Here is a 23,448-nt window from a genome sequence, read left to right as displayed (position 1 = left end):
TAATTAAACTAAGTATACCAAAACTTTTCGCCTCAAACGAATAATTCTGCCAGAAAATCCTTGAAATGACAAATAAAAATAAGAAATTCGTTAGAAATAATTGGAAAACATCCACAAACAAGCGAGAACATGATATTTTATGAAAGAATAGAAAAATAGGTTGTTCCCCAAACAACTTATTGCTAATTGGTCAGTTTGTCTAACGATACAACTTTAAAAAGTAGTGGTAGCTTTTTTATTTCGGTTGATATGTGAATGTGTTCACTTTATGTAACAAACTGTTATTTTTATTCAAATGAAAAATAAGAAATTGTGTTGGTAGAAATCAATAGTTTATAAGGTGGGAAAACAATGAAAAAAGTGTTAATGGGAGTTCTTTCCCTAGGGTTATTATTAGGTGCAGCAACAGGTTGTACAAGCGATCAAGAAAAAGCTGCTGGTAAAACAAAAGCATCTTCTGAAAAAACAGAAGCAACATCTGGTGCCTCTGCTAATGGTTATACAGATCCAAGTGAACTAAAAGACAGTTATGATGTTGTTATTGTTGGTTCAGGTGGTGCGGGGATGACCGCTGCATTACAAGCCAAAGAAGCTGGCATGAATCCAGTTATTTTAGAAAAAATGCCTGTTGCAGGTGGGAATACAATTAAATCGTCTTCAGGAATGAATGCTTCACAAACAAAATTCCAAGAAAAAGAAGGCATTAAAGATAGCAACGATAAATTCTTTGAAGAAACACTAAAAGGCGGTAAAGGAACCAACGATCAAGAATTACTACGTTATTTTGTTGATCATTCAGCTGAAGCAATTGATTGGTTAGATACAAAAGGAATTACATTGAGCAATTTAACGATTACAGGTGGAATGAGCGAAAAACGCACACACCGTCCTGCTGACGGATCAGCAATTGGGGGCTATCTAGTTGACGGTTTAGTACGTAACGTTCGCGAAGAAAAAATTCCATTGTTTGTTGATGCTGACGTCACAGACTTAGTTGAAGAAAACGGTCAAATTGATGGCGTAAAAGTGAAAATGAAAGATGATAAAGAAAAAACAGTTAAAGCAAAAGCAGTCGTTGTCACAACAGGTGGTTTCGGTGCCAACGAAAAATTAATTACACAATACAAACCAGAATTGAAAAACTATGTTACAACGAACCAAGAAGGCACAACAGGTGACGGTATCCAAATGATTCAAAAAGTTGGCGGTGCGTTAGTGGATATGAAAGAAATTCAAATTCACCCAACTGTTCAACAAAGCGATGCTTTCTTAATTGGTGAAGCAGTTCGTGGAGAAGGCGCAATCTTGGCTTCTCAAAAAGGAGAACGTTTTGTTAATGAGTTAGATACACGTGACAAAGTTTCTGCAGCAATCAATGCCTTACCAGAAAAATCAGCTTATTTAGTCTTTGACCAAGGCGTTCGCGACCGTGCAAAAGCCATTGATTTCTATGATCAAAAAGGTTTCGTGGAAAAAGGTGAAACGATTGAAGAATTAGCTGAAAAAATTGGCATGCCTGCCGATACATTGAAAGCAACGATTGATACTTGGAACCAAGATGTTAATGCCAAAGATGACAAACAATTTGGCCGGACAACTGGCATGGAAGCTGACTTAAGCACAGCCCCTTACTACGCAATTAAAATTGCACCAGGGATTCACCACACAATGGGTGGCGTGAAAATCAACACGAAAACAGAAGTTTTACGTGAAGATGGCACACCAATTAAAGGTCTATATGCTGCTGGTGAATTAACAGGTGGCTTACATGGTCAAAACCGTATCGGAGGCAATGCCATCGCCGATATTATCATTTATGGTCGTCAAGCAGGTACGCAATCAGCAAAATTTGCCTCTGCTCAAAAATAACTAGCATTAAAAAGTCTGAAATTGTAGTCAAATAACTACAATTTCGGGCTTTTTTATTGCATACTAGCAGGATCATTAGTTGTAGTATAAACAGCTCTGCTAAAATGACTTTGGCGTAGATTCTGTTTTTTTCAGAAAAATGCACGACCATTTTAGCTAAAAATACTGCTTTTTTGCTGAAAATATAGTAAAATACGTAAGGAACTAACGGAAAGGTGTAGTGAACATGGCTCAATTATTTTTCAAGTATGGCGCAATGAATAGTGGTAAAACCATTGAAATCTTAAAAGTAGCACACAATTACGAAGAACAAGACAAACCAGTTGTTTTGATGACCAGTGGACTAGATACACGTGATGGTGTCGGGAAAGTATCCAGTCGCATCGGATTACGCAGAGATGCTATTCCAATTTTTGAAGAAACCAATGTCTTTGACTTGATTAATGATTTGTCTTACAAACCTTTTTGCGTATTAGTCGATGAATGTCAATTTTTAAACAAGCATCATGTCATTGAATTTGCACGAATTGTTGACGAATTAGATATTCCAGTAATGGCATTTGGGCTAAAGAATGATTTTAGAAATGAATTATTTGAAGGCTCAAAGTATTTACTTTTATATGCAGACAAATTAGAAGAATTAAAAACGATTTGCTGGTTCTGTCATAAAAAAGCAACTATGAACTTGCACTATATTGATGGCAAACCCGTTTATGAAGGGGATCAAGTCCAAATTGGTGGGAATGAAGCCTACTATCCTGTTTGTCGCAAACATTATTTTCATCCAAAAACAGTGAATGAAGAACAGTAAGGAGAGACACTATGTACGATCAATTACAATCTATTGAAGATCGCTATGAGGAATTGGGCGAATTATTAAGTGACCCAGCAGTCATTAGCGATACAAAACGTTTCATGGAATTATCGAAGGAAGAAGCTAATACACGTGAGACGGTTGAGGTTTATCGCCGATATAAACAAGTTGTTGAAGGGATTAGCGATGCCGAAGAACTTTTAAGTGAAAACTTAGATGCGGAAATGGCCGAAATGGCGAAAGAAGAACTTTCTGATTTGAAAAAAGAAAAAGAAGTGTTAGAAGACCGCATTAAAATTTTATTATTACCAAAAGACCCAAATGATGATAAAAATATCATCATGGAAATCCGTGGTGCAGCCGGTGGCGATGAAGCCGCACTTTTTGCTGGCGACTTATTTAATATGTACCAAAAATATGCAGAAGCACAAGGGTGGAAAGCGGAAGTTTTAGAAGCGAACGTCACTGGAATCGGTGGATATAAAGAAGTAATTATGATGATTTCAGGAGATAACGTCTTTTCAAAATTAAAATATGAAAGTGGCGCTCACCGCGTGCAACGAGTTCCTTCAACAGAATCACAAGGACGGATTCATACATCGACAGCAACCGTTGTAGTTATGCCGGAAGCGGAAGAAGTCGAAATCGAATTAGCTGATAAAGATATCCGTGTCGATATTTATCATGCAAGTGGCGCTGGTGGACAGCACGTCAATAAAACCGCTTCGGCTGTTCGATTAACCCATTTACCAACAGGAATCGTAGTCGCAATGCAAGATGAACGTTCACAGCTAAAAAACCGTGAAAAAGCAATGAAAGTTTTGCGTGCTCGTGTGTATGACCAAATTCAACAAGAAGCACAAAGTGAATATGATGCTAACCGTAAATCGGCGGTGGGGACTGGAGATCGTTCAGAACGAATCAGAACGTATAACTTCCCACAAAATCGAGTAACGGATCATCGTATTGGTTTAACCATCCAAAAACTAGACCAGATTCTTGCTGGCAAATTAGATGAAATCATTGATGCATTAGTCTTATATGATCAAACATCGAAATTAGAAGAGATGCAAAATGGCTAAACGTTACTTTGAAGTCCTTAACTGGGCTTCTTCTTTTTTAGAGGCGCAAGGCAAAGAAGGCTATGCTATTCACTATGTTTTTTTAGAACGTAAAGGTTGGGATAAAACGCAGTGGCTCCTGCATATGCAAGAAGAAATGCCCAAAGAAGAAGAGGAACAATTAAAAACGGATTTAGCCCAATTATTGACAGATTACCCAGCACAATATTTACTAGGACAAGCTGAATTTTATGGACATTCCTTTATTGTTAATGAACATACTTTGATTCCTAGACCAGAAACAGAAGAATTAGTCGAGCGTTGCTTAAAAGCCAATCCAGATACTCCTTTGACGGTCGTGGATGTCGGAACAGGGACAGGTGCCATTGCGATTAGCTTGAAACTGGCACGGCCCAACTGGCGAGTTATTGCCATTGATCTTTCAGAGAAAGCGTTGACTGTCGCTAAACAAAACGCGCAAGCATTAGGTGCTGGCATCGAATTTTATCATGGGAATGGCTTACAGCCAGTTGCTTCTGAAAAAATTGATCTGCTTATTTCTAATCCGCCCTATATTAGTGAACAAGAATGGCATTTAATGGATTCAAGTGTCCGAACGTATGAACCTAAAACCGCTTTATTCGCTGAAAATAACGGTTTGGCTTTATACCAACAATTAATTCATGAAAGTCAAACGATGCTTAAAGCAGACGGTAAAATTTATTTTGAAATAGGGTTTCAACAAGGCGCGACCCTCCAAGAATTATTGAGCGCCGCCTATCCACAAAAAACAATTAAAATTGAAAAAGATTTATCTGGCAACGATCGCCTCGCGATAGCCGAGTAACTAAGGTTCTTCGTCGCCACTTTTCTAGAAGGAGCGATTTGCAATGGAAACAAAAAAATTAACCAAACAAGAAATAGCCCAAGCAGCAGCAGCCATTCAAGCAGGCGAGCTAGTGGCTTTTCCAACAGAAACTGTTTATGGCTTAGGTGCCGATGCCTTAAATGAAGCGGCAGTAAAAAAAGTTTACCAAGTAAAAGGCCGCCCCAGTGATAATCCATTGATTGTTCATGTGAACAACGTTGAGATGGTCAAAAAATACGTGGCGACCTTACCAGAAGTCGCTACAAAATTGGTGTCTGCCTTTTGGCCGGGACCATTAACTTTAATTTTTAATGTGCCTAGCGATACATTTTCTAAAACAGTAACAGGTGGTTTAGAGACAGTCGCTTTTCGTATGCCAGATAACCAAGCGACCTTAGCTTTGATTGAACAAGCCAATGTTCCATTGGTCGGACCAAGTGCGAACACTTCTGGCAAGCCTAGTCCAACATCTGCAGAGCATGTTTATCATGATTTGCAGGGGAAAATTGCTGCCATATTAGATGATGGCCCAACGCAGATTGGGGTGGAGTCAACGGTCTTAGATTTAACGGCGGAAGATGGTGTGCCAGTTATTTTACGACCAGGAGCAATTACCAAAGAGCAGTTGGAAAGCATTATTTCCCAAGTGAAAATCGATACACATTTAATTAGCGAAAATGCAGCACCCAAAGCGCCAGGGATGAAATACAAACACTATTCTCCTGATGCGGAAGTTTGGATTATAAGCGGTCAAACAGCAGAATGGCAAGCGGCGATTCAGCAAGCAAAAGAACAACAGGAAAAAATCGGCTTATTTTTAAGTGATGAACAGGCAGCACAACTAGATACAGAAAATGCGTTTGTTTATTCTTATGGTGCAGAAACGGTTGAAAATGCCACAAAAGAACTATTTGCAGGGTTAAGAGCGTTAGATGAGCAAGGAGCTACCACGATTTTTGCACAAGGATTTGCAGAAACTGGTTTAGGCACTGCTTACATGAATCGCTTGAAAAAATCAGCTAATCAAAAATTTTTTGAAAAATAAGAGGTATTTGTAACGAAGCTGACACAGAAGTATGATACAATCAGACAAAAGAAAACAAAATGGAGTGTTGTTTGAATGGATTACAAAACGTATGACCCAGATTTATGGAATGCAATTGCAAGAGAAGAAGAGCGCCAAGAAAATAACTTGGAACTAATCGCATCTGAGAATGTCGTGTCAAAAGCGGTGATGGCTGCCCAAGGAAGTATTTTAACGAATAAATATGCAGAAGGTTACCCTGGCAAACGGTACTATGGTGGTTGTGAATTTATCGATATCGTAGAAAATTTAGCTATTGATCGTGCCAAAGAATTATTTGGTGCAAAATTCGCGAATGTACAAGCCCATTCAGGTTCTCAAGCCAATACAGCGGCATACCTTTCATTGGTTGAACCAGGTGATACCATTTTGGGGATGGATTTATCAGCTGGTGGTCACTTAACACATGGTTCGCCCGTTAACTTTAGTGGAAAAACCTATAATTTTGTCAGTTATGGAGTGGATCCTTCAACAGAAGTAATCGATTACGATGTCGTGCGAATTTTAGCAAGAGAACATCGTCCAAAATTAATTGTTGCTGGCGCAAGTGCGTATTCACGAACGATTGACTTCAAACGTTTCCGTGAAATCGCTGATGAAGTAGATGCCAAGTTAATGGTTGATATGGCGCATATTGCAGGCTTGGTGGCTTCAGGGTTGCACCCAAATCCAGTTCCGTATGCTGATATCGTAACAAGTACGACCCATAAAACATTGCGTGGTCCTCGTGGCGGTTTAATTTTGACAAATAGCGAAGAATTGGCGAAAAAAGTAAATAGTAGTATTTTCCCAGGCATTCAAGGTGGCCCGTTGGAACATGTGATTGCCGGAAAAGCCGCAGCTTTTAAAGAAGCTTTGGATCCAAGTTTTGCTGAATATAGTCAGCAAGTGATTGCAAATGCGCAAGCGATGACGAAAGTTTTCAATCAAGCGCCAGAAGCTCGTTTAATTAGTGGGGCAACAGACAACCACTTATTACTGATTGAAGTGACAGGTTTTGGTTTAAATGGAAAAGAAGCAGAAGCTATTTTAGATAGTGTAAATATTACTGTCAATAAAAATTCAATTCCGTTTGAACAATTAAGTCCATTTAAAACAAGTGGTATCCGTATTGGAACGCCTGCGATTACTTCACGTGGTTTTAAAGAAGAAGATGCGGTAGAAGTTGCTAAATTAATCGTTCAAGTCTTAAAAGATCCAGAAAATACAGCAGTTCATGATGAAGTCAAAGCAGCTGTAGCAGCGCTAACTAAAAAATATCCATTATATAACTAACATCAGGGATAGCTGAAGCGCGATTCTCTGTACAAATAAGAGTCGGAGCTTAGGATTTAAGGAATTCAACTTGTGTCCTAGGCTCTTTTGTTTTACAATAAGAAAGAATAAAATAATGAAGGAGAATAGATATGGGAAAATTTCAAGTAATTGATCATCCGCTAATTCAACACAAACTAACAATGATTCGCGAAAAGAACTGTGGGACAAAGGTTTTCCGCGAAGTTGTCAACGAAATTGCTATGTTAATGGCTTATGAAGTATCACGGGATATGCCTTTAGAGGATGTTGTCATCGAAACACCGATGGGTAAATCAACACAAAAAACACTTTCAGGGAAAAAAGTAGCAATCATTCCTATTTTACGTGCCGGCATTGGCATGGTTGATGGGATTTTAGAATTAATTCCAGCAGCGAAAGTTGGACACGTTGGACTTTACCGTGATGAAGAAACATTGCAACCACATGAATACTTCGTGAAATTACCTGAAGACATTGCAAGTCGTCAATTATTTGTTGTTGACCCAATGCTAGCAACAGGTGGTTCCGCAATTATGGCCATCGATTCCTTAAAAGAACGTGGTGCTAGCAACATTAAATTTGTATGTCTAGTGGCCGTTCCAGAAGGTGTGAAAGCTTTACAAGAAGCGCACCCAGATGTAGATATTTATACAGCAGCTTTAGATGAGCGCTTAAACGAAGACGGCTATATCGTTCCTGGTTTAGGGGATGCTGGTGACCGTTTATTCGGAACAAAATAATAACAAAAAACCGTTAGATAACCGATTATGGTTACTAACGGTTTTCTTTTGCTTAAAGAACTTTTCTAGGTGTATAATAAAAAATAAAAAAACAAAGGAGTAGCTATGAAAAAGAATAAAAAAGTCTTACACGCTATCGCTGTGATTGCTAGTGTGATGTCAGTTTTGATGTATGTTTCATATATTCCACAAATTTATGGAAATTTACATGGGGAAAAAGGCAATCCGACGCAACCATTAGTGGCAATGATTAATTGTATTTTTTGGACGATTCATGGGTTATATGGAGACGATGGAGAAACACGAGATAAGTCCATTATTTTTGCTAATGTTCCCGGAATTATTTTTGGTTTTTTTGCGTTTATTACAGCATTATAGCTTCCGACGAATTGGAAAGTATTCCAATTCTGTACATAAAAAAGAGCGGGGGAAATTTCCCACGCTTGAAGAATTAAATCTTTTTCAATTGTTTGTAATTAATAACAATCACACCATTGCTGTGCACCATTAAGTGATTGTTTTTTTGCGTTTCGTCAATTTCGACGACAGCGGCATTTTTTAATTGTTTCGTAACAACGCCTGTTTGTGGCTGTCCGTGAACAAGAAAAGTAACATGGGTGTCAACGGCGAAATCCTTACCAGCATCCGATGGAACAACAGGAGTAACCATACCATTAAAATTTGACATACAAAAAACCATCCTTTCTTGATATCTCTATTATACCACATTTTCAGAAAAAAGTTTGTAAAGTCGCTATTTGGCTTATTTTAAAGAGATTTTGCATAAATAAATAACAAACAGACTTTACAAATAAAGTAGAAAGTCCTATAATAGATTTGTTTCAGGCCAGCTTAGCTCAGTTGGTAGAGCAACGCACTCGTAACGCGTAGGTCACAGGTTCGATCCCTGCAGCTGGCATCTAAAAAAACAGACAGGCACTACCATCTGGTAGTGCCTGTCTGTTTTTTTAGATAAAATTTTGGATTAGTGCAAATGAAGCAATGCCTACCAGTACAATAAGCAATAAGTTTTTAGTAAGTATTGCGGCTAAAATGGTAGGAAATGAAGCGAATAAATAAGGAAGATTGAGGCTTGGTAAATGCCCTATTCTTTGTTCAAATAAGCTACTAAACCATAAGGCGGACATAATCACAATGGGAACAAAACTTAGATATTCTAATAATTTCTGTGGCAGACTGATTTTTTTTAAAAGTAAAAATGGCAGTATTCTTGAAAGCCAGGTTGCAACGGTACAGCCTAAAATTGTTAAAAAGAGATACTCAGAAGAAGGCATGTTTTATCATCACTCCTATTCCACAACCGATTAACGTGACAACTAAGACAATTAAATTACTGGGAATAAAAATTAGACCAATAGACATCAACCCAAAAGTAATCAGGACCATGATGAGTTGTAAAGCGATTTTCATGGAACGATCACTAATTATCTGCAGATAGAGTAAACCAATGAACATAGCCACGACCGCAAACTCAAGACCTAATGCTTGAGGGTTTGCAATAAAGCGCCCTAGATAGGCACCGATGATCGTCGAAAAAAACCAAGTCGCATAGGAAATCAAATTGGCAGCATTAAACCACTCAAAACTTAAACGTCCTTTGGTATGGTTTAATTTATTCATTCCTAGTGCAAAACTTTCATCCGTCAGTAAGGTTCCCAACCAGAGATTTTTACCGAGAGATTCGGCTTTAAAGTAAGGCGCAATGGTCATTCCCATAAGAATCATACGCGCATTTACTAAGAAAGTCGCTAACACAATAGATAAGATAGGGCTGCCACCAGTCAACATACTAACCGTTACAAACTGAGCAGATCCTGCAAAAATAAAAAACGACATCGCACTAACAATAAGAGGGGAAAAACCTGCTGCTTGTCCTACGATACCAAAAGCAATCCCAATACCAATATAGCCAAAAACCGTTGGCAAGGCTTCACGAATGCCAGTGCGTGCATCTAATTGGTGGTTCATTCTCTTTTTTTCCTTCTTTCTGTATAAAATTTAAACACGTGTGTATGAAAATCTAGACCTTCGATAATAAGACACAACGAGCGAATGAGCGTTTTCATTATTAACCACTCCTTTTGAACAACTAAGATATATATTGTATAATACAATAAAGAATACTTTTGTTCAATATATTAAACTTTTAGATAATAAAAAGAAACAGAAGGAGCAACTATTTTGGAGATTAATACAATCATTGGCAATAATTTAAAAAAAATTAGACAAGAAAAAAAACTTACGTTAGATGAACTAGCTGGGATAACCGGAGTGAGTAAAGGGATGCTTTCGCAGATTGAAAAAGGAACCACCAATCCTACCATAAATACAATTTGGAAAATAAGTAATGGACTCAATGTTCCATATACGTATTTATTAGAAGATGACTATGTTAAAGAAAATCCCGTGGTTAAAAAAACTGAGACGGTAACACAACATTCTGAAGATCACTCCTATCGAGTCTTTAATTACTACTCAGACAACCAGGAAAGAAACTTTGAACTCTTTCAGTTTGAATTAGATCCAGGGAAAAAGTATCAAGCTGTTGGGCATTCAAAACGTTCGACAGAATATGTCATGGTTATTCAAGGAGCATTAGCTCTTGAAGTGGGCGGTCAGAGATACCTTCTTCCAAAAGACGCCGCTATGTATTTTGATGCTAATCAAGTACACACGTATATAAATGATGGAACAGAGAAAGTCCAAGCTGTCGTCATTAACTATTATACGTAACAGTGGAAAATAAACATTAGGAAATTGCTACATCTGTTATTTTATGGACAAAAAAAGTAAACAATGCTACCCTAAAAATAATAGAAAATGAAAGATAAAAGAAGAGGTCAAAATGAATAAAAAAATTGAAAGTCTTGGTAATACAGCATTAAGTTTACTAAGTAATACGATTATTGTTGTGCCTTATTTACTTTACATTCAATTGAGTGATGGACACAACCTTTTAACAATTTTACCATTTGTCTTATTTTATACATTGCGTATGACAGGCATTTTTCTGGTTCGAGGAATTAATTTGTCTTTAACTAGTCTAGGTCTACTAAAGATTTCTCTATTGTTAGGCTTGGCAGGCTCCTTAATTGGGATCGCCGGCGCTTTTTCTTTCCCGCTTTATAGTATTTCAGGAATGTTGTTAGGACTTAGTGGGGCATTGTTGCCACCAAGTAATCAATCAATTCGCTTTTTCTTAAAAGAAGAAGGTCAAAAAATCAGTCATAGCAATCTTTTAACGACAGTCTTATTGACCGCTGTTTTATTTGGCGCTTTATTTTTTAAAGCGACTGAGATTGGACTGGCGTTATTGGTGTACGCGCTCTATTTTCTGGTTGCTTTAGTAGCAATCAAGAGCTATCCTGTTTCATTAAACGAGCTAGAAGAAGAATCAGCAGAAGTTTCACGAAAAGAATTAATTCTGTTTGTTATCTTTTTTGTGTTATTACTTTTATTAAGAAGTGGTCGCTTATTAACGAATGCGGTGGAATTTGATTATGCGATTGTTGGCGCCTGCTGTTTCTTTGTGGTGGCTGTCCTTTTCGTTAGTCATTATGGCAAACGGGGCGCATATAAAGTATCATTAGAAATGAATCTTGCGACCTTGATTAACGGGATTGTCGGGAACTATTTATTTTTATTTGGTTCCATTTATGTTGCAGGGGTTTATGGCAGAGCTCATATGGGCATCTATCTCTATTTACCTTATGTTTTAGGGATGATTTTTGCAATGATTGTAGCTAGTAAAACGAAACAATGGTCAAACAACATACCAATGATTGGTCTGGCGGGAAGTTTGGGAATATTACTTCTTACCTCGTGGACTATTTTAGGCCTGTTTCTCTTGAGTTTTTTCAAAAGCACATTGAACAGCTTTTTAGCTAGGCGATATTATCAAGAGACAGATTTGCCTAAAGATAGCCGCATCCTTATCAAATATACAACACAAACAAAAGGGAGTTTATTCCATCAATTTATTTTGATGGCGCTTATGTTAGTCACTGTAGTAGGCAAAGGTGGCACGACACAATTTTTATTAGAATTGACTGGCGGCAAAGGCATTTCAATGCAAACAAGTCAATTTTTAACTTTCATTAAAAATAGTAACTCGCTCTTAGTGTTATTGTTTATTGCAGTTTATTTCGTGGTCGTTTTTCGCCAAAAGAAACGATAATTTACAAATATTCATAAAAAAATACTTGGAAAAACAGTGATTGTGGCTGATTTTCCAAGTATTTTTTTATGAAAAGCTGTTTTTTTTTTTCGAAGATTCAAAAAAAATTAATCAATTGTTTCATTTTTAACAAGCTATTATTAGGTTATATGAATTTTATTGAAAGGGGATTAGTATGAAGAAAAAAACTTTTTCTTTTGTGATGTTGAGTATACTTCTCGCACAAAATTTCGGGTTTGCCGTAAATGCCTATGCTGTAACAACGACAGAAGCACAAACAGAGACCACTGATACAGCAAAAAAAGAGGCAGAGTTATCGAACTCAACACCATCTTTACCTTTAGCAACAACGACTACTTCAGAAATGAATCAACCAACTGCAACAACTGAATCGCAAACCACAGAGGCGAGCACAACAGCTTCCAGTGGTGCTACACCATCTGAACAACAAACAACGGAGGACAAGGACACCTCACTTAATGAAAAAGCCCTACCAGATGTTCAAGCGCCAATTACAGATGAACTACTTGACAGTATGAGTCTTGCGCCGATTGGTGGAACAGAATACAGCCAAACAGAGGTTCACCGCGAATTAAATACAACACCGGTAACCGCTACGTTCCAATTTGCTGTTGGAAACACAGGTTATGCACCTGGATCAGTTTATACAGTTCAATTACCAGAACATTTAGGTTATTCAACTGTTAGCGGAGAAGTGACAGGCATTGGCGCAACTTGGGCAGTCGATGCGGCAACCAAAACATTAAGTATTACGTTTAATCAACGAGTTTCAGATACTTCCTTTAAAGTAGAACTAAAAAGTTATCTAACAACAGAGGCGGAACCATTAATCAAAATTGAAACTCCAGGAAAAAATAAAAAAACCTACTCGTTTGATTTATATGAACAAGTGGAACCAATTCAATATAACGAACGAACCAGAACGACAGGGTTAGATGGCGAAATTTTTTATAATTTAGACCGGACGTTAACTGGCAATCAAACATTAGAATTATTAACAACAGAGACGCCAGGCGCTGTCTTTGGAAAACAAGATAACTTGGAACCTCAAGTTTTCAGTTACGATGTCGATATTAATGGTCAAATTTTACCAGAAACGCAAGCCCTGTTAACACCTGGCAAAGATTATACATTAAGCGATAATTCACTCGGGCGGATTGCTGTAACTGTTCCAAACATGAATCAACAAAAAGCCTATTCCTTATCGATTAATCGGACAATTTATTTAGAGAGTGCTTCGGACTATAACTACTTATATTCGCAGCAGTATCCAACCACAAAAATTGGGTCAATTTCTTTGAAAAGTACGACAGGAACTAAACAAACAACCGATTTTACTGCGAAGACGAGTCAAACAAGTAAAGTAATTGCTGATCGTGAAATGCGTAGTATGTCCTATATCAGTTTTCAAAGCAAAGGGAAATATTATGTAACAATTTATGGCACATTAACAGAAACAAAAGTGGGTCAACAAATCGTATTAGAGAGTACAAACGGTCAAGAAATTAAGAATCCTAAATTTACGGCGTATGGTCCTTTATATGAAAATGTAAAATTGGAAGACTATTTTGATATTAAAACTGAAGGTGGCAAGCTCACTTTAACGGCCACAAAAGATAGCTATTTAAGAATAAATATTTCTGATTTAACAATGGATTTTGACAAGAAAGATATCAATCTATCATTAAGTACACCTGTAATTGGTCCCAATAAAGCCATTCAATTAGTATCTGATCAATATATTGAACCAATTAGTGTTGTTAATCCTTTGAATGCTGAAACTGCTTGGGGTAATTATGATCAAAATGGTGCCTATTCATCAAGAACAACTGTCTCAGTTATGGGAAGCAAAGAGACACCGATTCAAAATTTAGAAATTAAAGTAAAGCATCCTAATTATCTTTCATTGCGAGCTACAAAAGAAATTTATTTTTATTACAAGTTAGGAACGGATTATACAGTAACGCCAACGTCAGATGGTTCAGTTATTAAGTTCACTACGCCAATAACCAACGAAATCCAAATTCCAATTGGTTTTAATTATGTGCCCGATAGTTTGCCAAAAGATAAAAGTATCCCAGTCGATACGATACCGATAACAATGAGTGCTGAAGGTTTAACTCCAGTTGATACGACAGTAACTACTAATAGTAAGCGTGGTTCTGAACGAACACTTCAAAGTAGTAAAAATCAATTCCTTGTCAATGCACGAAATGATTCTTTTGACTCACTAAGCGTCCGTACAAAAATTCCAGCTGGCGCCGATGTTCTTTTTGACATTTATGATGTTTCAAACGATCAGGTAGATTCAATTTATCCACAATACTGGGATCGTGGCTATTATTTTGATAAACCAATGTCACCAGACAGTCCTGGATACCCAACGATTACTTTTGACGAAAATACCAATAGTTACACGTTTGATTTTGGAAAAACCAACAAACGTTACATTATTGAGTATAAAAATGCCAATGGCTGGATCGACGTGCCAACTCTTTTTATAACAGGGACAGCTAAAGAACCACAATCGAATAATAATGAAGGGTCTGCTACGGTTTCTGTTCAAAATGAAGCGTTAGACATTTTGAGTGCAACACAAGCGGCGAATCCAACATTAAAAAATGTAACAAAAACGACAGTAACAACAAAAAATATTGATAATAAAACACATCGTGTGAAAAATCCAACGATTGAATTAACACCCAAAGGCACAACCAATGCTCAAATCGATTTGAATTCTATTACCGTGAAAGGCGTGCCAGAAGATGCTTATTCATTAGAGAAGACTACAAACGGTGCGAAAATTATTTTTAAAGACTATACATTGACAGAAAACATTACGATTGAATACAATACTGTCTCTGCAAACGCTGGCCAAATCTATACAGAAACAACAATCGACTCTGAAACATTGAACCAGATGTCTGCTAGCAAGAAAAAAGTCGCCACTGCGCCAATCACATTGAAATTCTCAGAAGGTGATGCGGAAGGCATTGTCTATTTAGCAACTGCCACATTCTACACGCATAACGTAGAGGATGAAAACCAAGCAATTGCGAAAGTTTCTTTTGAACTAATTGATAATGTCACGCATACAGCAACCGAATTTACAACAGATGAAAAAGGTCAATACTCCTTTGATGCCATCATGACAGGTGATTATACTTTGCGAGTAACGAATGTACCGCAGGAATATTCCGTGGATGAAGAGTATTTGACAGGAAAAGCTATTAAGCTGGTCAAAGGAGACAATCAACTAAAAATTCCATTAACGAAAACAATTGATCACAGTCGTTTACAAGTCAAAGATTCAACGATTTATGTCGGCGATTCATGGAAACCAGAAGAGAACTTTATCTCAGCAACAGATAAAACAGGTCAAGACGTTCCCTTCGAAAAAATCACTGTTTCAGGTCAAGTTGATAACACCAAAGCAGGCGTTTATCCAATCGTATACAGTTACGAAGGTAAAGAAGAAACAGCCCATGTGACCGTCAAACCCGACCAATCTAAGTTAGAGGTTAAAGATACAACGATTTATGTTGGTGATCCGTGGAAACCAGAAGATAATTTCGTTTCAGCAACAGACAAAACAGGTCAAGATGTCCCGTTTGAAAAAATTGACGTTCAGGGAACAGTGAATGTTGATAAAATAGGCGATTATGAAATTGTCTATAAAAATGGCACAAAAGAAGCGAAAGCAATCGTTCATGTTCGTGATGATAGTCGTTTACAAGTCAAAGATTCAACGATTTATGTCGGCGATTCATGGGAACCAGAAGAGAACTTTATCTCAGCAACAGATAAAACAGGCCAAGATGTCCCCTTCGAAAAAATCACTGTTTCAGGTCAAGTTGATACTAGCAAAGCAGGCGTTTATCCAATCGTATACAGTTACGAAGGTAAAGAAGAAACAGCCCATGTGACCGTCAAACCCGACCAATCTAAGTTAGAGGTTAAAGATACAACGATTTATGTTGGTGATTCGTGGAAACCAGAAGATAATTTCGTTTCAGCAACAGATAAAACAGGTCAAGACGTTCCGTTTGAAAAAATTGATGTTCAGGGAACAGTGAATGTTGATAAAATAGGCGATTATGAAATTGTCTATAAAAATGGCACAAAAGAAGCGAAAGCAATCGTTCATGTCCGTGATGATAGTCGTTTACAAGTCAAAGATTCAACGATTTATGTCGGCGATTCATGGGAACCAGAAGAGAACTTTGTTTCAGCAACAGATAAAACAGGTCAAGATGTCCCATTCGAAAAAATCACTGTTTCAGGTCAAGTTGATAACACCAAAGCGGGCATTTACCCAATCATTTACAGTTACGAAGGTAAAGAAGAAACAGCTAATGTGACTGTCAAACCCGACCAATCTAAGTTAGAGGTTAAAGATACAACGATTTATGTTGGTGATTCGTGGAAACCAGAAGATAATTTCGTTTCAGCGACAGATCGTGACGGTCATGCTATATCCTTTGATAAGGTTCAAGTAAAAGGGGGAGTTGATACAAAGAAAACAGGAGAGTACCAGATTTCCTATACCACTGAGCCAGTTAATGAAACCAAACCAGCTGTGCAGTCACGACTTTTCGCAATGTTTTCAAACGAAACACCTCGTCAATTGACGACAGTAGCAACTGTTCATGTGATTGATCGTAATCCTACACCACTACCAGATAAAAATGAGAACAACCAGACTAGTTCCTCAACGAATCAAACCACGATAAAACGTAGTCAGTATGTCACACATATTGTGAAACCTGACAAGCAAGGACGTTATCCAAAAACGGGAGAACAAACTAATGGTCTATATCGTGTGCTAGGACTTGTTGTGTTACTTATTGTGATTATTAGTGGTATAGTCATCAAGAAGAAACGAAAATAATTAAATGAGCGTGGGGCAAAAGTTTAAAGTAACTTTTGTTCCACGCTTAAAAGATGAATAAGTGCATGAATGAGGGTAGCTGTTTCCTTGGAAAATAGGAAGTTTTACAAGTGACTTTTATTTTAAGAACACCTATTAGCAGGTTTTTCTGTTAAGATAGTTATTTTTATGAAATAGTTTGGAGGAATAATAAACGAGATGAACCAGCGAACTATTTATTATGGTAGTATCGGCACAGCCTTATTTCTTTCTTCAGGAATGTTGATTGCTTCAGTGAATAGCTATGCAAACGAAGCGACAACACCAGGCAAATATACCGTGACTTATGAAGTGGATGGCAAAATTGAAACAGCAACCATTACGGTCAAAGAAAATCAAACGGAACTTAAATTAAAAGACACGTTTTTAGGAGTTAATCAAGCATGGTCACCCTTAGACAATGTCGTTTTTCTAAAAGATAAAGAGGGTCGCCCTTTAAATTTAGAAAATGTAATTATAGAAAATAATGTAAATACTCAAAAAGTAGGCCTTTATTTTGTAACCTTCCGTTACGAGTCATACCTTTCTATTGCGAAGGTGTATGTCAACCCTACTAATTTTGCTGCAGAGGGGAATATGCTTGCAGAGCTTCCTTATAGTCAAGCAATGATTGGCCCAGAAAGACCAATTATTGCCTCGAGACAGGACAAGGAGCAACAAACAAAACAGGAGAAAAAGAAAAATAAAATTGAACAGGAACGAGTAAATAAAAAGGTGCTGTTAAATGATGAGTTGTTGAAAAAAATAGATACGATAGCCCCAGTGGAAATTACTGGAGGAGCGGCAAGTGGGTCCTCTCAATTTGGCACCACTTTAAGCTTCCTGTCAGGCTCACTTTTGTATGGAACAAGGAGAGTTTAAATGGAATTCTTGTTATTAGATGATCGGGAAAATTTAAAATTAGCGATTATTAGAAAGTTAGAGCAACAATATTCATTTTCTGAACGAAAAGATCGTTTATGTAAGCAATTAGCTATTTCTCCTTATTTGCTAGAACGGAACATAACAGAAATCAATGCAGATTTGCAACGCTTTGGTCTGATTAATGAGATGGAAATCAGTGAAAAAAATAATGAAATTTTGTTATCTCAAAGCCTTCGTATTTCTTCAAGTATTATTGAAGAATATTATTTAAAAGACTCGTTAGAATTTAATCTATTAAAAACGATTTTCTTTCATCAGTTTACCTCAATCAAAAAATACGGTGAAAAGCACGGGATGAGTCGAACGGTTGTGTACAAAATTGTTGACCATATCCGGAAAGAATTAGGTCAATACGGTATCAAGTTATCCAAAAATTTACAACTTAGCGGCAATGAAATGGCGATTAGACAATATTTTACTATGCTTTATTACCGAATTTACAAAGATTCTGAAGAATTATATAATCAAACAGATCTTCGCGCAGTTAACCAATTATTGGCTCAATTGAAAGGCTCTTATGAAAATATCACTAATTTTCATTTATTTAAACATTATGTATTGGTGGCGTTAGAACGAACGCAGAGAAAAGCTAATTATTTTTTATCCCAAGAAGAAAATCCATTCGCTTTTGATGAAGAAAGTTCGATTTATCAAGAAATTCAAAGTTGGATCAACGAAGTGATGAAGGCGACTCATGCAGAGAAAAACGCAGAAATTCAAGGAATTATCGGCAATTTATCGGTCTATCAAAGTGAACTTATTTCGGAACATTTGCTGAGTTCTCACAATGAGGCAATTACGGCTACGAAAACATTATTCTTTTCTTATATGCCGTTTACAATTTCGGACGAAGAATTTTATCAAGAAATTGTTCCGATTATTTATCAACATCGTTTTATTACGCCGTTCATCGATATCACCTTACGAATTATGGATTTAGAATTTTTTCAGGAACGCTACCCAATTGTTTTTAATAGCTGTCGTCAGTTTTTATTTGCGTTGGATTGCTCGGCGTTTGAGTTTAGTAAGCTTTCTTTATTTTTTGATTTGCTATTAGTGTTATCCCGTCTTTATGACCAAAGGAATGAAAAAAGCACGATCAATCTTTATGTGAATTTTACGCAAGGAGAAAAATATACTCAGTTTATCAAAGAACAAATCAAAATATTCGAATCTTTCAGCATTCACTTTCATTCAGCGATTCGACCAGATACGGATTTAGTAGTTTCGGATTATTTACCAAAAACGTTATTTTCAGTAAAATGTTTAATTTGGCTAGCGCCCCCGCGAGCCAGTGACTGGCAAAATTTTGGCAACGAAATTGTCCGAATTAATAAAGAGCTACAACAAACGAAACAAAGAAAAAGCGAATAAAAACAGTCGCAACGTGTTTTAGTTGCGACTGTTTTTTGTTACTGACTGTTTATAGTAAACTTTCTCATTATCACTGATGTAAAAAATTTTAAATAAAAGCAAAATAGGATTGAAGAAAAAGAAAAAATTGCTAGTGAAGGACCAATTCTCTAAAGTTTTTCTCAAATATAGTAGAATTCCTTTCTTTTCTTCTGTGAGAAAGATATAATAAAAAACGTATGAACAAAGGAAAAGGGATGACGAATGAATAGAAAAGAGAAAACAAATTTAGATAGTCGAATTGATTACGGCGTGATATTACCAGTGTTTCTTTTATCACTAATTGGTATGCTATCGCTTTACGTAGCGCTTTACAATGATCCAAGCAAACCTAAAATTGGTAGCTTGTTAATGAAACAAGGACTGTGGTATTTAGTCGGAGGATTAAGTATTGTCATTATTATGCATTTTAGCTCAAAATTACTCTGGCGGTTAACGCCCGTTTTTTATGCACTTGGATTAGTATTAATGGGATTACTACTGAAATTCTATGATCCCGTGCTAGCAGAGCAAACAGGTTCTAAAAACTGGATTCGCTTTGGTGGCACCACATTCCAACCATCGGAATTGATGAAGATTGCGTTTATTTTGATGTTGGCCTATATAGTGACCATGCATAATGTTAAATATGTGGACCGAACACTCAAAAGCGACTTTTGGCTAATCGCTAAAATGCTATTAGTGGCGATTCCGGTAATTGTTTTAGTACTTTTACAAAAAGACTTCGGGACGATGTTAGTTTTCTTAGCCATTTTTGGGGGAGTTTTCTTAATGTCTGGCATTACTTGGAAAATTATTGTGCCCGCCTTTATCATAGCTGCTCTAGTCGGAGCTGGAACCATCTACTTGGTAACAACAGAAACAGGAAGAGACTTATTGTCTAAAATTGGCATTAAAGCTTATCAATTTGATCGGATTGATTTATGGCTAAATCCTTTCCATACAGATCCAGATCGCTCATTCCAACCAGCGCTAGCATTAACAGCAATTGGTTCTGGGGGCCTTTTCGGAAAAGGCTTTAACGTGAGTGATGTGTATGTCCCTGTTCGTGAGTCAGATATGATTTTTACAGTTGTTGGTGAAAACTTTGGCTTTATTGGTGGCTGTTTCATTATTTTGTTGTATTTTATTTTAATCTACCGCATGATTCGCGTTTGTTTTGATACAAATAATGAATTCTATGCCTACATTGCCACAGGAATTATCATGATGATTTTGTTCCATGTTTTTGAAAACATTGGAGCAAATATTGGTTTACTACCATTAACTGGGATTCCATTACCGTTTATTAGTCAAGGTGGTTCTTCCATTTTAGGTAACATGATTGGGGTGGGCTTAATTATGTCCATGCGTTACCAACAAGAAACGGTTCGTACCAGAAGTGGCCGTTAAAGAAAGAAGAAAGAAGGGGTAGAAATGTACACACTTTATGAATATCCTAAATGCTCAACTTGTAAAAAAGCGAAAGCGTGGTTAGACCAACAAGGCGTTAAATACCAAGCAATTGATATTAAAACAACACCGCCTAGTAGTGAACAACTAGCAAAATGGATGAAAGAAACCGGCTTGCCTGTTCGTCGTTTTTTTAACACAAGTGGGGTTTTATATAGAGAACAAGGTTTAAAAGATCTGGTTGACAGTTTTTCTATTGAAGAAGCAAGTCAGCGTTTAGCTGCGGATGGCATGTTGATTAAGCGTCCAATTCTCTTAAAAGACAATACATTTCTAACGAATGGTTTTAAAGAAGCAGATTACGAAGGAGTGCTTGGAAAATGAGTGAAATGAAACAAATCGATCAATTATGGATCTTACCAACAGAAGCAGGTTATAAAATTGGTTTAACTGCCGAAGCCCAAGAGGAGTTAGGGAAGATTACTTTTGCAACATTTCCAAAAGTCGGACAAACATTAGCTAAGGGTGATTCTTTAATTGAATTAGAAGCAGAAAAAGCAGTCAGTGAATTCAGTAGTCCATTATCTGGTAAGGTAGTTGCGATTAATGAAGCGGCTGATCAAGAGCCAAGTGCATTAGATGAAGAAAATGCCTGGATTGCTGTTTTAGCAGATGTTGAACCAACAGAATTTGAAAATCTTTAGTCTTACGTTGACAAGGTCAATGTTTATTGCTATAATTTTCTCAATCTAATCAAAAGAAAGCTTTGAAAAGAAGAGTACATGTTAAGGACGTTTGAAGAGAGCCCTGTTTGCTGAGAATGGGTAACAGATTTAAGATGGAAGATGGTCTTTGAGCAGAGTAAGTGAGCGAAGCAGTGAACTTACTACGGGGCGCCCGTTACAGCCAACGGTATGCGAAGAATCAAGTACCGTATGAGGTTATTATTGAGAAATAATAGCGAATTAAGGTGGTATCACGAAATGACAAACTTTCGTCCTTTTTGCTGTAATAGCAAAAGGATGGAAGTTTTTTTGTTTTTATTAAGCAAATTCGTTTCATAAAAAGTGCGAAACCTTCAAAATAAGAAAGTAGAACAGAAAGAAGAGGAGAACAAAATGGCATTAATTGAATTACGTCATGTAAAAAAAGAGTTTTCCGGTAAAGCGGGTAAAGTCACGGCTTTAAAAGATATTGATTTAACGGTTGAATCAGGTGATATTTATGGCATTATTGGCTATTCAGGTGCAGGAAAAAGTACGTTGGTTCGCCTATTGAATGGACTTGAAACACCTACAGAAGGTGAAGTAGAAATTCAAGGACAAGATATTGCATTGTTGCCAAATAAAGAACTACGAAACTTCCGTAAAAAAATTGGGATGATCTTTCAACATTTTAATTTATTATGGTCACGGACGGTCCTAGAAAATATCATGCTCCCATTGGAAATTGCTGGTGTTCCAAAACAAAATCGGAAAAGCCGCGCAGAAGAGTTAATCAAGTTGGTTGGTTTAGAAGGACGGGAAACCGCCTACCCAAGTCAACTCTCTGGTGGGCAAAAGCAACGAGTGGGGATTGCCCGTGCCTTAGCTAACAATCCTGACATTTTGCTTTGTGATGAAGCAACGAGTGCTTTGGATCCGCAGACAACCGATGAAGTGCTAGAATTACTACTAAAAATCAACCAAGAATTAAATTTAACGGTTGTATTAATTACCCATGAAATGCACGTGATTCGTAAAATTTGTAATCGCGTAGCCGTGATGGAATATGGTGAAATTGTTGAAGAAGGTAAAGTAATCGATATTTTCAAAAAGCCTCAAACAGAAATTGCGAAACGCTTTATCCAACAAGAAGCGGATAAAAACATTGAAGAAACGGAACTGGTTGTTGAAGAAATGTTGGAACAATATCCGAATGGAAAAATTGTTCGCCTACTTTTCCACGGCGAACAAGCAAAATTGCCAATTATCTCGCATATTGTCCAAGAATATCAAGTAGAAGTCAGTATTATTCAAGGGAACATTCAGCAAACAAAGCAAGGTGCAGTGGGTTCTCTTTATATTCAATTATTAGGCGAAGAGCAAAATATTCTAGCAGCCATTGAAGGATTACGTAAACTTCGTGTAGAAACAGAGGTGATTGGAAATGAATAATCGTGGCTTAGCAAGTTTCTTTGATTTTTCCCAAATTGATATAAGTAAACTACAAGAAAAAACGATTGAAACACTCTATATGACAGGGATTTCAATCATAGTGGTCGCCATTTTAGGGCTGATTTTAGGACTACTACTTTTTGAAACGTCAGGCAGAAAAGGGATTTTGAGCCGATTACTGTATTGGCTAGTGGCCATTTTTGTAAATATTTTCCGTTCGATTCCGTTTATTATCTTAATCGTTCTGTTAATTCCTTTTACAAAAATTATTTTAGGGAGTATGTCTGGTGTCAAAGGCTCCTTACCAGCATTGATTATTTCCGCAGCACCTTTTTATGCTCGCATGGTCGAAATTGCTTTTCGTGAAGTCGATAAAGGCGTGATTGAAGCAGCCAAAGCAATGGGGGCCAATCGTTTCCAAATAATTTGGAAAGTTCTATTACCAGAAAGTCTGCCAGCACTTGTTTCTGGCTTAACCGTTACAACCATTTCTTTAGTGGGCTACACTGCAATGGCAGCTGCTATTGGAGCGGGTGGTTTAGGAAGTTTGGCGTATCAAGATGGCTTCCAACGTGGTCAAAATACAGTTACCTTAGTAGCAACGATTTGTATCTTAATTATTGTCTTTGCGATTCAATGGCTTGGGGATACAGTCGCTAAAAAAATAGATAAACGATAAATG

General features: G+C 37.1%; 21 protein-coding genes, 1 tRNA gene and 1 other annotated feature. Of the genes, 19 read left to right on the top strand and 3 right to left on the bottom strand.

Annotated elements, in window-relative coordinates; all coding sequences use genetic code 11:
• Positions 1-351: 351 nt before the first annotated feature.
• The 8 genes from IGM09_RS09590 (at position 352) to IGM09_RS09555 (ending at position 8,110) form a co-directional block, all read left to right on the top strand.
• Positions 352-1,869, top strand: a complete 1,518-nt coding sequence (locus IGM09_RS09590; RefSeq protein WP_033625096.1) for a flavocytochrome c — start codon at positions 352-354, stop codon at positions 1,867-1,869.
• A 226-nt stretch (positions 1,870-2,095) separates the two neighbouring features.
• A complete protein-coding gene (locus IGM09_RS09585) occupies positions 2,096-2,680 on the top strand; it encodes a thymidine kinase (RefSeq protein WP_002356618.1) in 585 nt (194 codons plus the stop codon).
• Between the two features lie 11 nt (positions 2,681-2,691).
• Complete coding sequence (gene prfA, locus IGM09_RS09580) at positions 2,692-3,765, top strand: peptide chain release factor 1 (protein WP_002356619.1); 1,074 nt, start codon at positions 2,692-2,694, stop codon at positions 3,763-3,765.
• The gene (prmC, locus tag IGM09_RS09575) at positions 3,758-4,591 is read left to right on the top strand and encodes a peptide chain release factor N(5)-glutamine methyltransferase (RefSeq protein WP_016616766.1); all 834 of its coding nucleotides are present in this window, start codon (positions 3,758-3,760) and stop codon (positions 4,589-4,591) included. The genes prfA and prmC overlap by 8 nt, the downstream gene beginning before the upstream one ends.
• Before the next feature lie 43 nt (positions 4,592-4,634).
• A complete protein-coding gene (locus IGM09_RS09570; RefSeq protein ID WP_016616765.1) occupies positions 4,635-5,657 on the top strand; it encodes an L-threonylcarbamoyladenylate synthase in 1,023 nt (340 codons plus the stop codon).
• 75 nt (positions 5,658-5,732) lie between these two features.
• Complete coding sequence (gene glyA / locus IGM09_RS09565) at positions 5,733-6,971, top strand: serine hydroxymethyltransferase (RefSeq protein WP_002356623.1); 1,239 nt, start codon at positions 5,733-5,735, stop codon at positions 6,969-6,971.
• 131 nt (positions 6,972-7,102) lie between these two features.
• Positions 7,103-7,732, top strand: coding sequence for a uracil phosphoribosyltransferase (gene upp / locus IGM09_RS09560; RefSeq protein ID WP_002356624.1), 630 nt, complete (start codon positions 7,103-7,105; stop codon positions 7,730-7,732).
• A 105-nt stretch (positions 7,733-7,837) separates the two neighbouring features.
• On the top strand, positions 7,838-8,110 hold the full coding sequence (locus tag IGM09_RS09555; protein WP_002356625.1) for a membrane protein: 273 nt from the start codon (positions 7,838-7,840) through the stop codon (positions 8,108-8,110).
• A gap of 73 nt (positions 8,111-8,183) precedes the next feature.
• On the opposite strand, the gene IGM09_RS09550 is transcribed toward IGM09_RS09555, so the two are convergent.
• Positions 8,184-8,420 (bottom strand): hypothetical protein, encoded by a 237-nt coding sequence (locus IGM09_RS09550; protein ID WP_002381528.1) that lies wholly within the window; start codon positions 8,418-8,420, stop codon positions 8,184-8,186.
• A 158-nt stretch (positions 8,421-8,578) separates the two neighbouring features.
• Here IGM09_RS09550 and IGM09_RS09545 point away from each other — a divergent pair.
• Positions 8,579-8,651: transfer RNA gene (locus tag IGM09_RS09545), tRNA-Thr, on the top strand.
• A 49-nt stretch (positions 8,652-8,700) separates the two neighbouring features.
• Here the strand turns inward: IGM09_RS09545 and IGM09_RS09540 are convergent.
• Positions 8,701-9,027 (bottom strand): AzlD domain-containing protein, encoded by a 327-nt coding sequence (locus IGM09_RS09540; RefSeq protein ID WP_002362235.1) that lies wholly within the window; start codon positions 9,025-9,027, stop codon positions 8,701-8,703.
• On the bottom strand, positions 9,014-9,721 hold the full coding sequence (locus IGM09_RS09535; RefSeq protein WP_002379698.1) for an AzlC family ABC transporter permease: 708 nt from the start codon (positions 9,719-9,721) through the stop codon (positions 9,014-9,016). The genes IGM09_RS09540 and IGM09_RS09535 overlap by 14 nt, the downstream gene beginning before the upstream one ends.
• A 213-nt stretch (positions 9,722-9,934) precedes the next feature.
• Between IGM09_RS09535 and IGM09_RS09530 the strand changes: the two genes are divergently transcribed.
• The 10 genes from IGM09_RS09530 to IGM09_RS09485 all read left to right on the top strand — a co-directional run bounded on the left by IGM09_RS09530 (position 9,935) and on the right by IGM09_RS09485 (position 23,445).
• Complete coding sequence (locus IGM09_RS09530; RefSeq protein ID WP_002362234.1) at positions 9,935-10,486, top strand: helix-turn-helix domain-containing protein; 552 nt, start codon at positions 9,935-9,937, stop codon at positions 10,484-10,486.
• 112 nt (positions 10,487-10,598) lie between these two features.
• The gene (locus tag IGM09_RS09525) at positions 10,599-11,930 is read left to right on the top strand and encodes a hypothetical protein (protein WP_010713183.1); all 1,332 of its coding nucleotides are present in this window, start codon (positions 10,599-10,601) and stop codon (positions 11,928-11,930) included.
• 175 nt (positions 11,931-12,105) lie between these two features.
• Positions 12,106-16,842 (top strand): bacterial Ig-like domain-containing protein, encoded by a 4,737-nt coding sequence (locus IGM09_RS09520; RefSeq protein WP_173962311.1) that lies wholly within the window; start codon positions 12,106-12,108, stop codon positions 16,840-16,842.
• A gap of 198 nt (positions 16,843-17,040) precedes the next feature.
• Positions 17,041-17,742 carry a bacterial Ig-like domain-containing protein gene (locus tag IGM09_RS09515; RefSeq protein ID WP_002356634.1) on the top strand — a complete coding sequence of 234 codons (702 nt, stop codon included), beginning with the start codon at positions 17,041-17,043 and terminating at the stop codon, positions 17,740-17,742.
• Positions 17,743-19,179 (top strand): helix-turn-helix domain-containing protein, encoded by a 1,437-nt coding sequence (locus IGM09_RS09510; RefSeq protein WP_002356635.1) that lies wholly within the window; start codon positions 17,743-17,745, stop codon positions 19,177-19,179.
• 243 nt (positions 19,180-19,422) lie between these two features.
• The gene (locus IGM09_RS09505) at positions 19,423-20,610 is read left to right on the top strand and encodes an FtsW/RodA/SpoVE family cell cycle protein (protein WP_002367107.1); all 1,188 of its coding nucleotides are present in this window, start codon (positions 19,423-19,425) and stop codon (positions 20,608-20,610) included.
• A gap of 24 nt (positions 20,611-20,634) precedes the next feature.
• Positions 20,635-20,994: an arsenate reductase family protein gene (locus tag IGM09_RS09500; RefSeq protein WP_002376650.1), complete on the top strand. Its 360-nt coding sequence runs from the start codon at positions 20,635-20,637 to the stop codon at positions 20,992-20,994.
• Positions 20,995-20,999: 5 nt separating this feature from the next.
• A complete protein-coding gene (locus IGM09_RS09495) occupies positions 21,000-21,314 on the top strand; it encodes a glycine cleavage system protein H (protein WP_080270567.1) in 315 nt (104 codons plus the stop codon).
• A gap of 53 nt (positions 21,315-21,367) precedes the next feature.
• Positions 21,368-21,615 (top strand) — a binding site (T-box leader).
• Positions 21,616-21,728: 113 nt separating this feature from the next.
• Complete coding sequence (locus IGM09_RS09490) at positions 21,729-22,766, top strand: methionine ABC transporter ATP-binding protein (RefSeq protein ID WP_002356639.1); 1,038 nt, start codon at positions 21,729-21,731, stop codon at positions 22,764-22,766.
• Positions 22,759-23,445: a methionine ABC transporter permease gene (locus IGM09_RS09485; RefSeq protein ID WP_002356640.1), complete on the top strand. Its 687-nt coding sequence runs from the start codon at positions 22,759-22,761 to the stop codon at positions 23,443-23,445. Before IGM09_RS09490 ends, IGM09_RS09485 begins: the two co-directional genes overlap by 8 nt.
• The last annotated feature ends 3 nt before the right edge of the window (positions 23,446-23,448 follow it).

This window comes from Enterococcus sp. DIV0167 (assembly GCF_050541555.1).
In the GTDB taxonomy this organism is placed as follows: Bacteria; Bacillota; Bacilli; order Lactobacillales; family Enterococcaceae; genus Enterococcus; species Enterococcus faecalis.
This window is presented reverse-complemented; position numbering and strand designations above follow the sequence as displayed.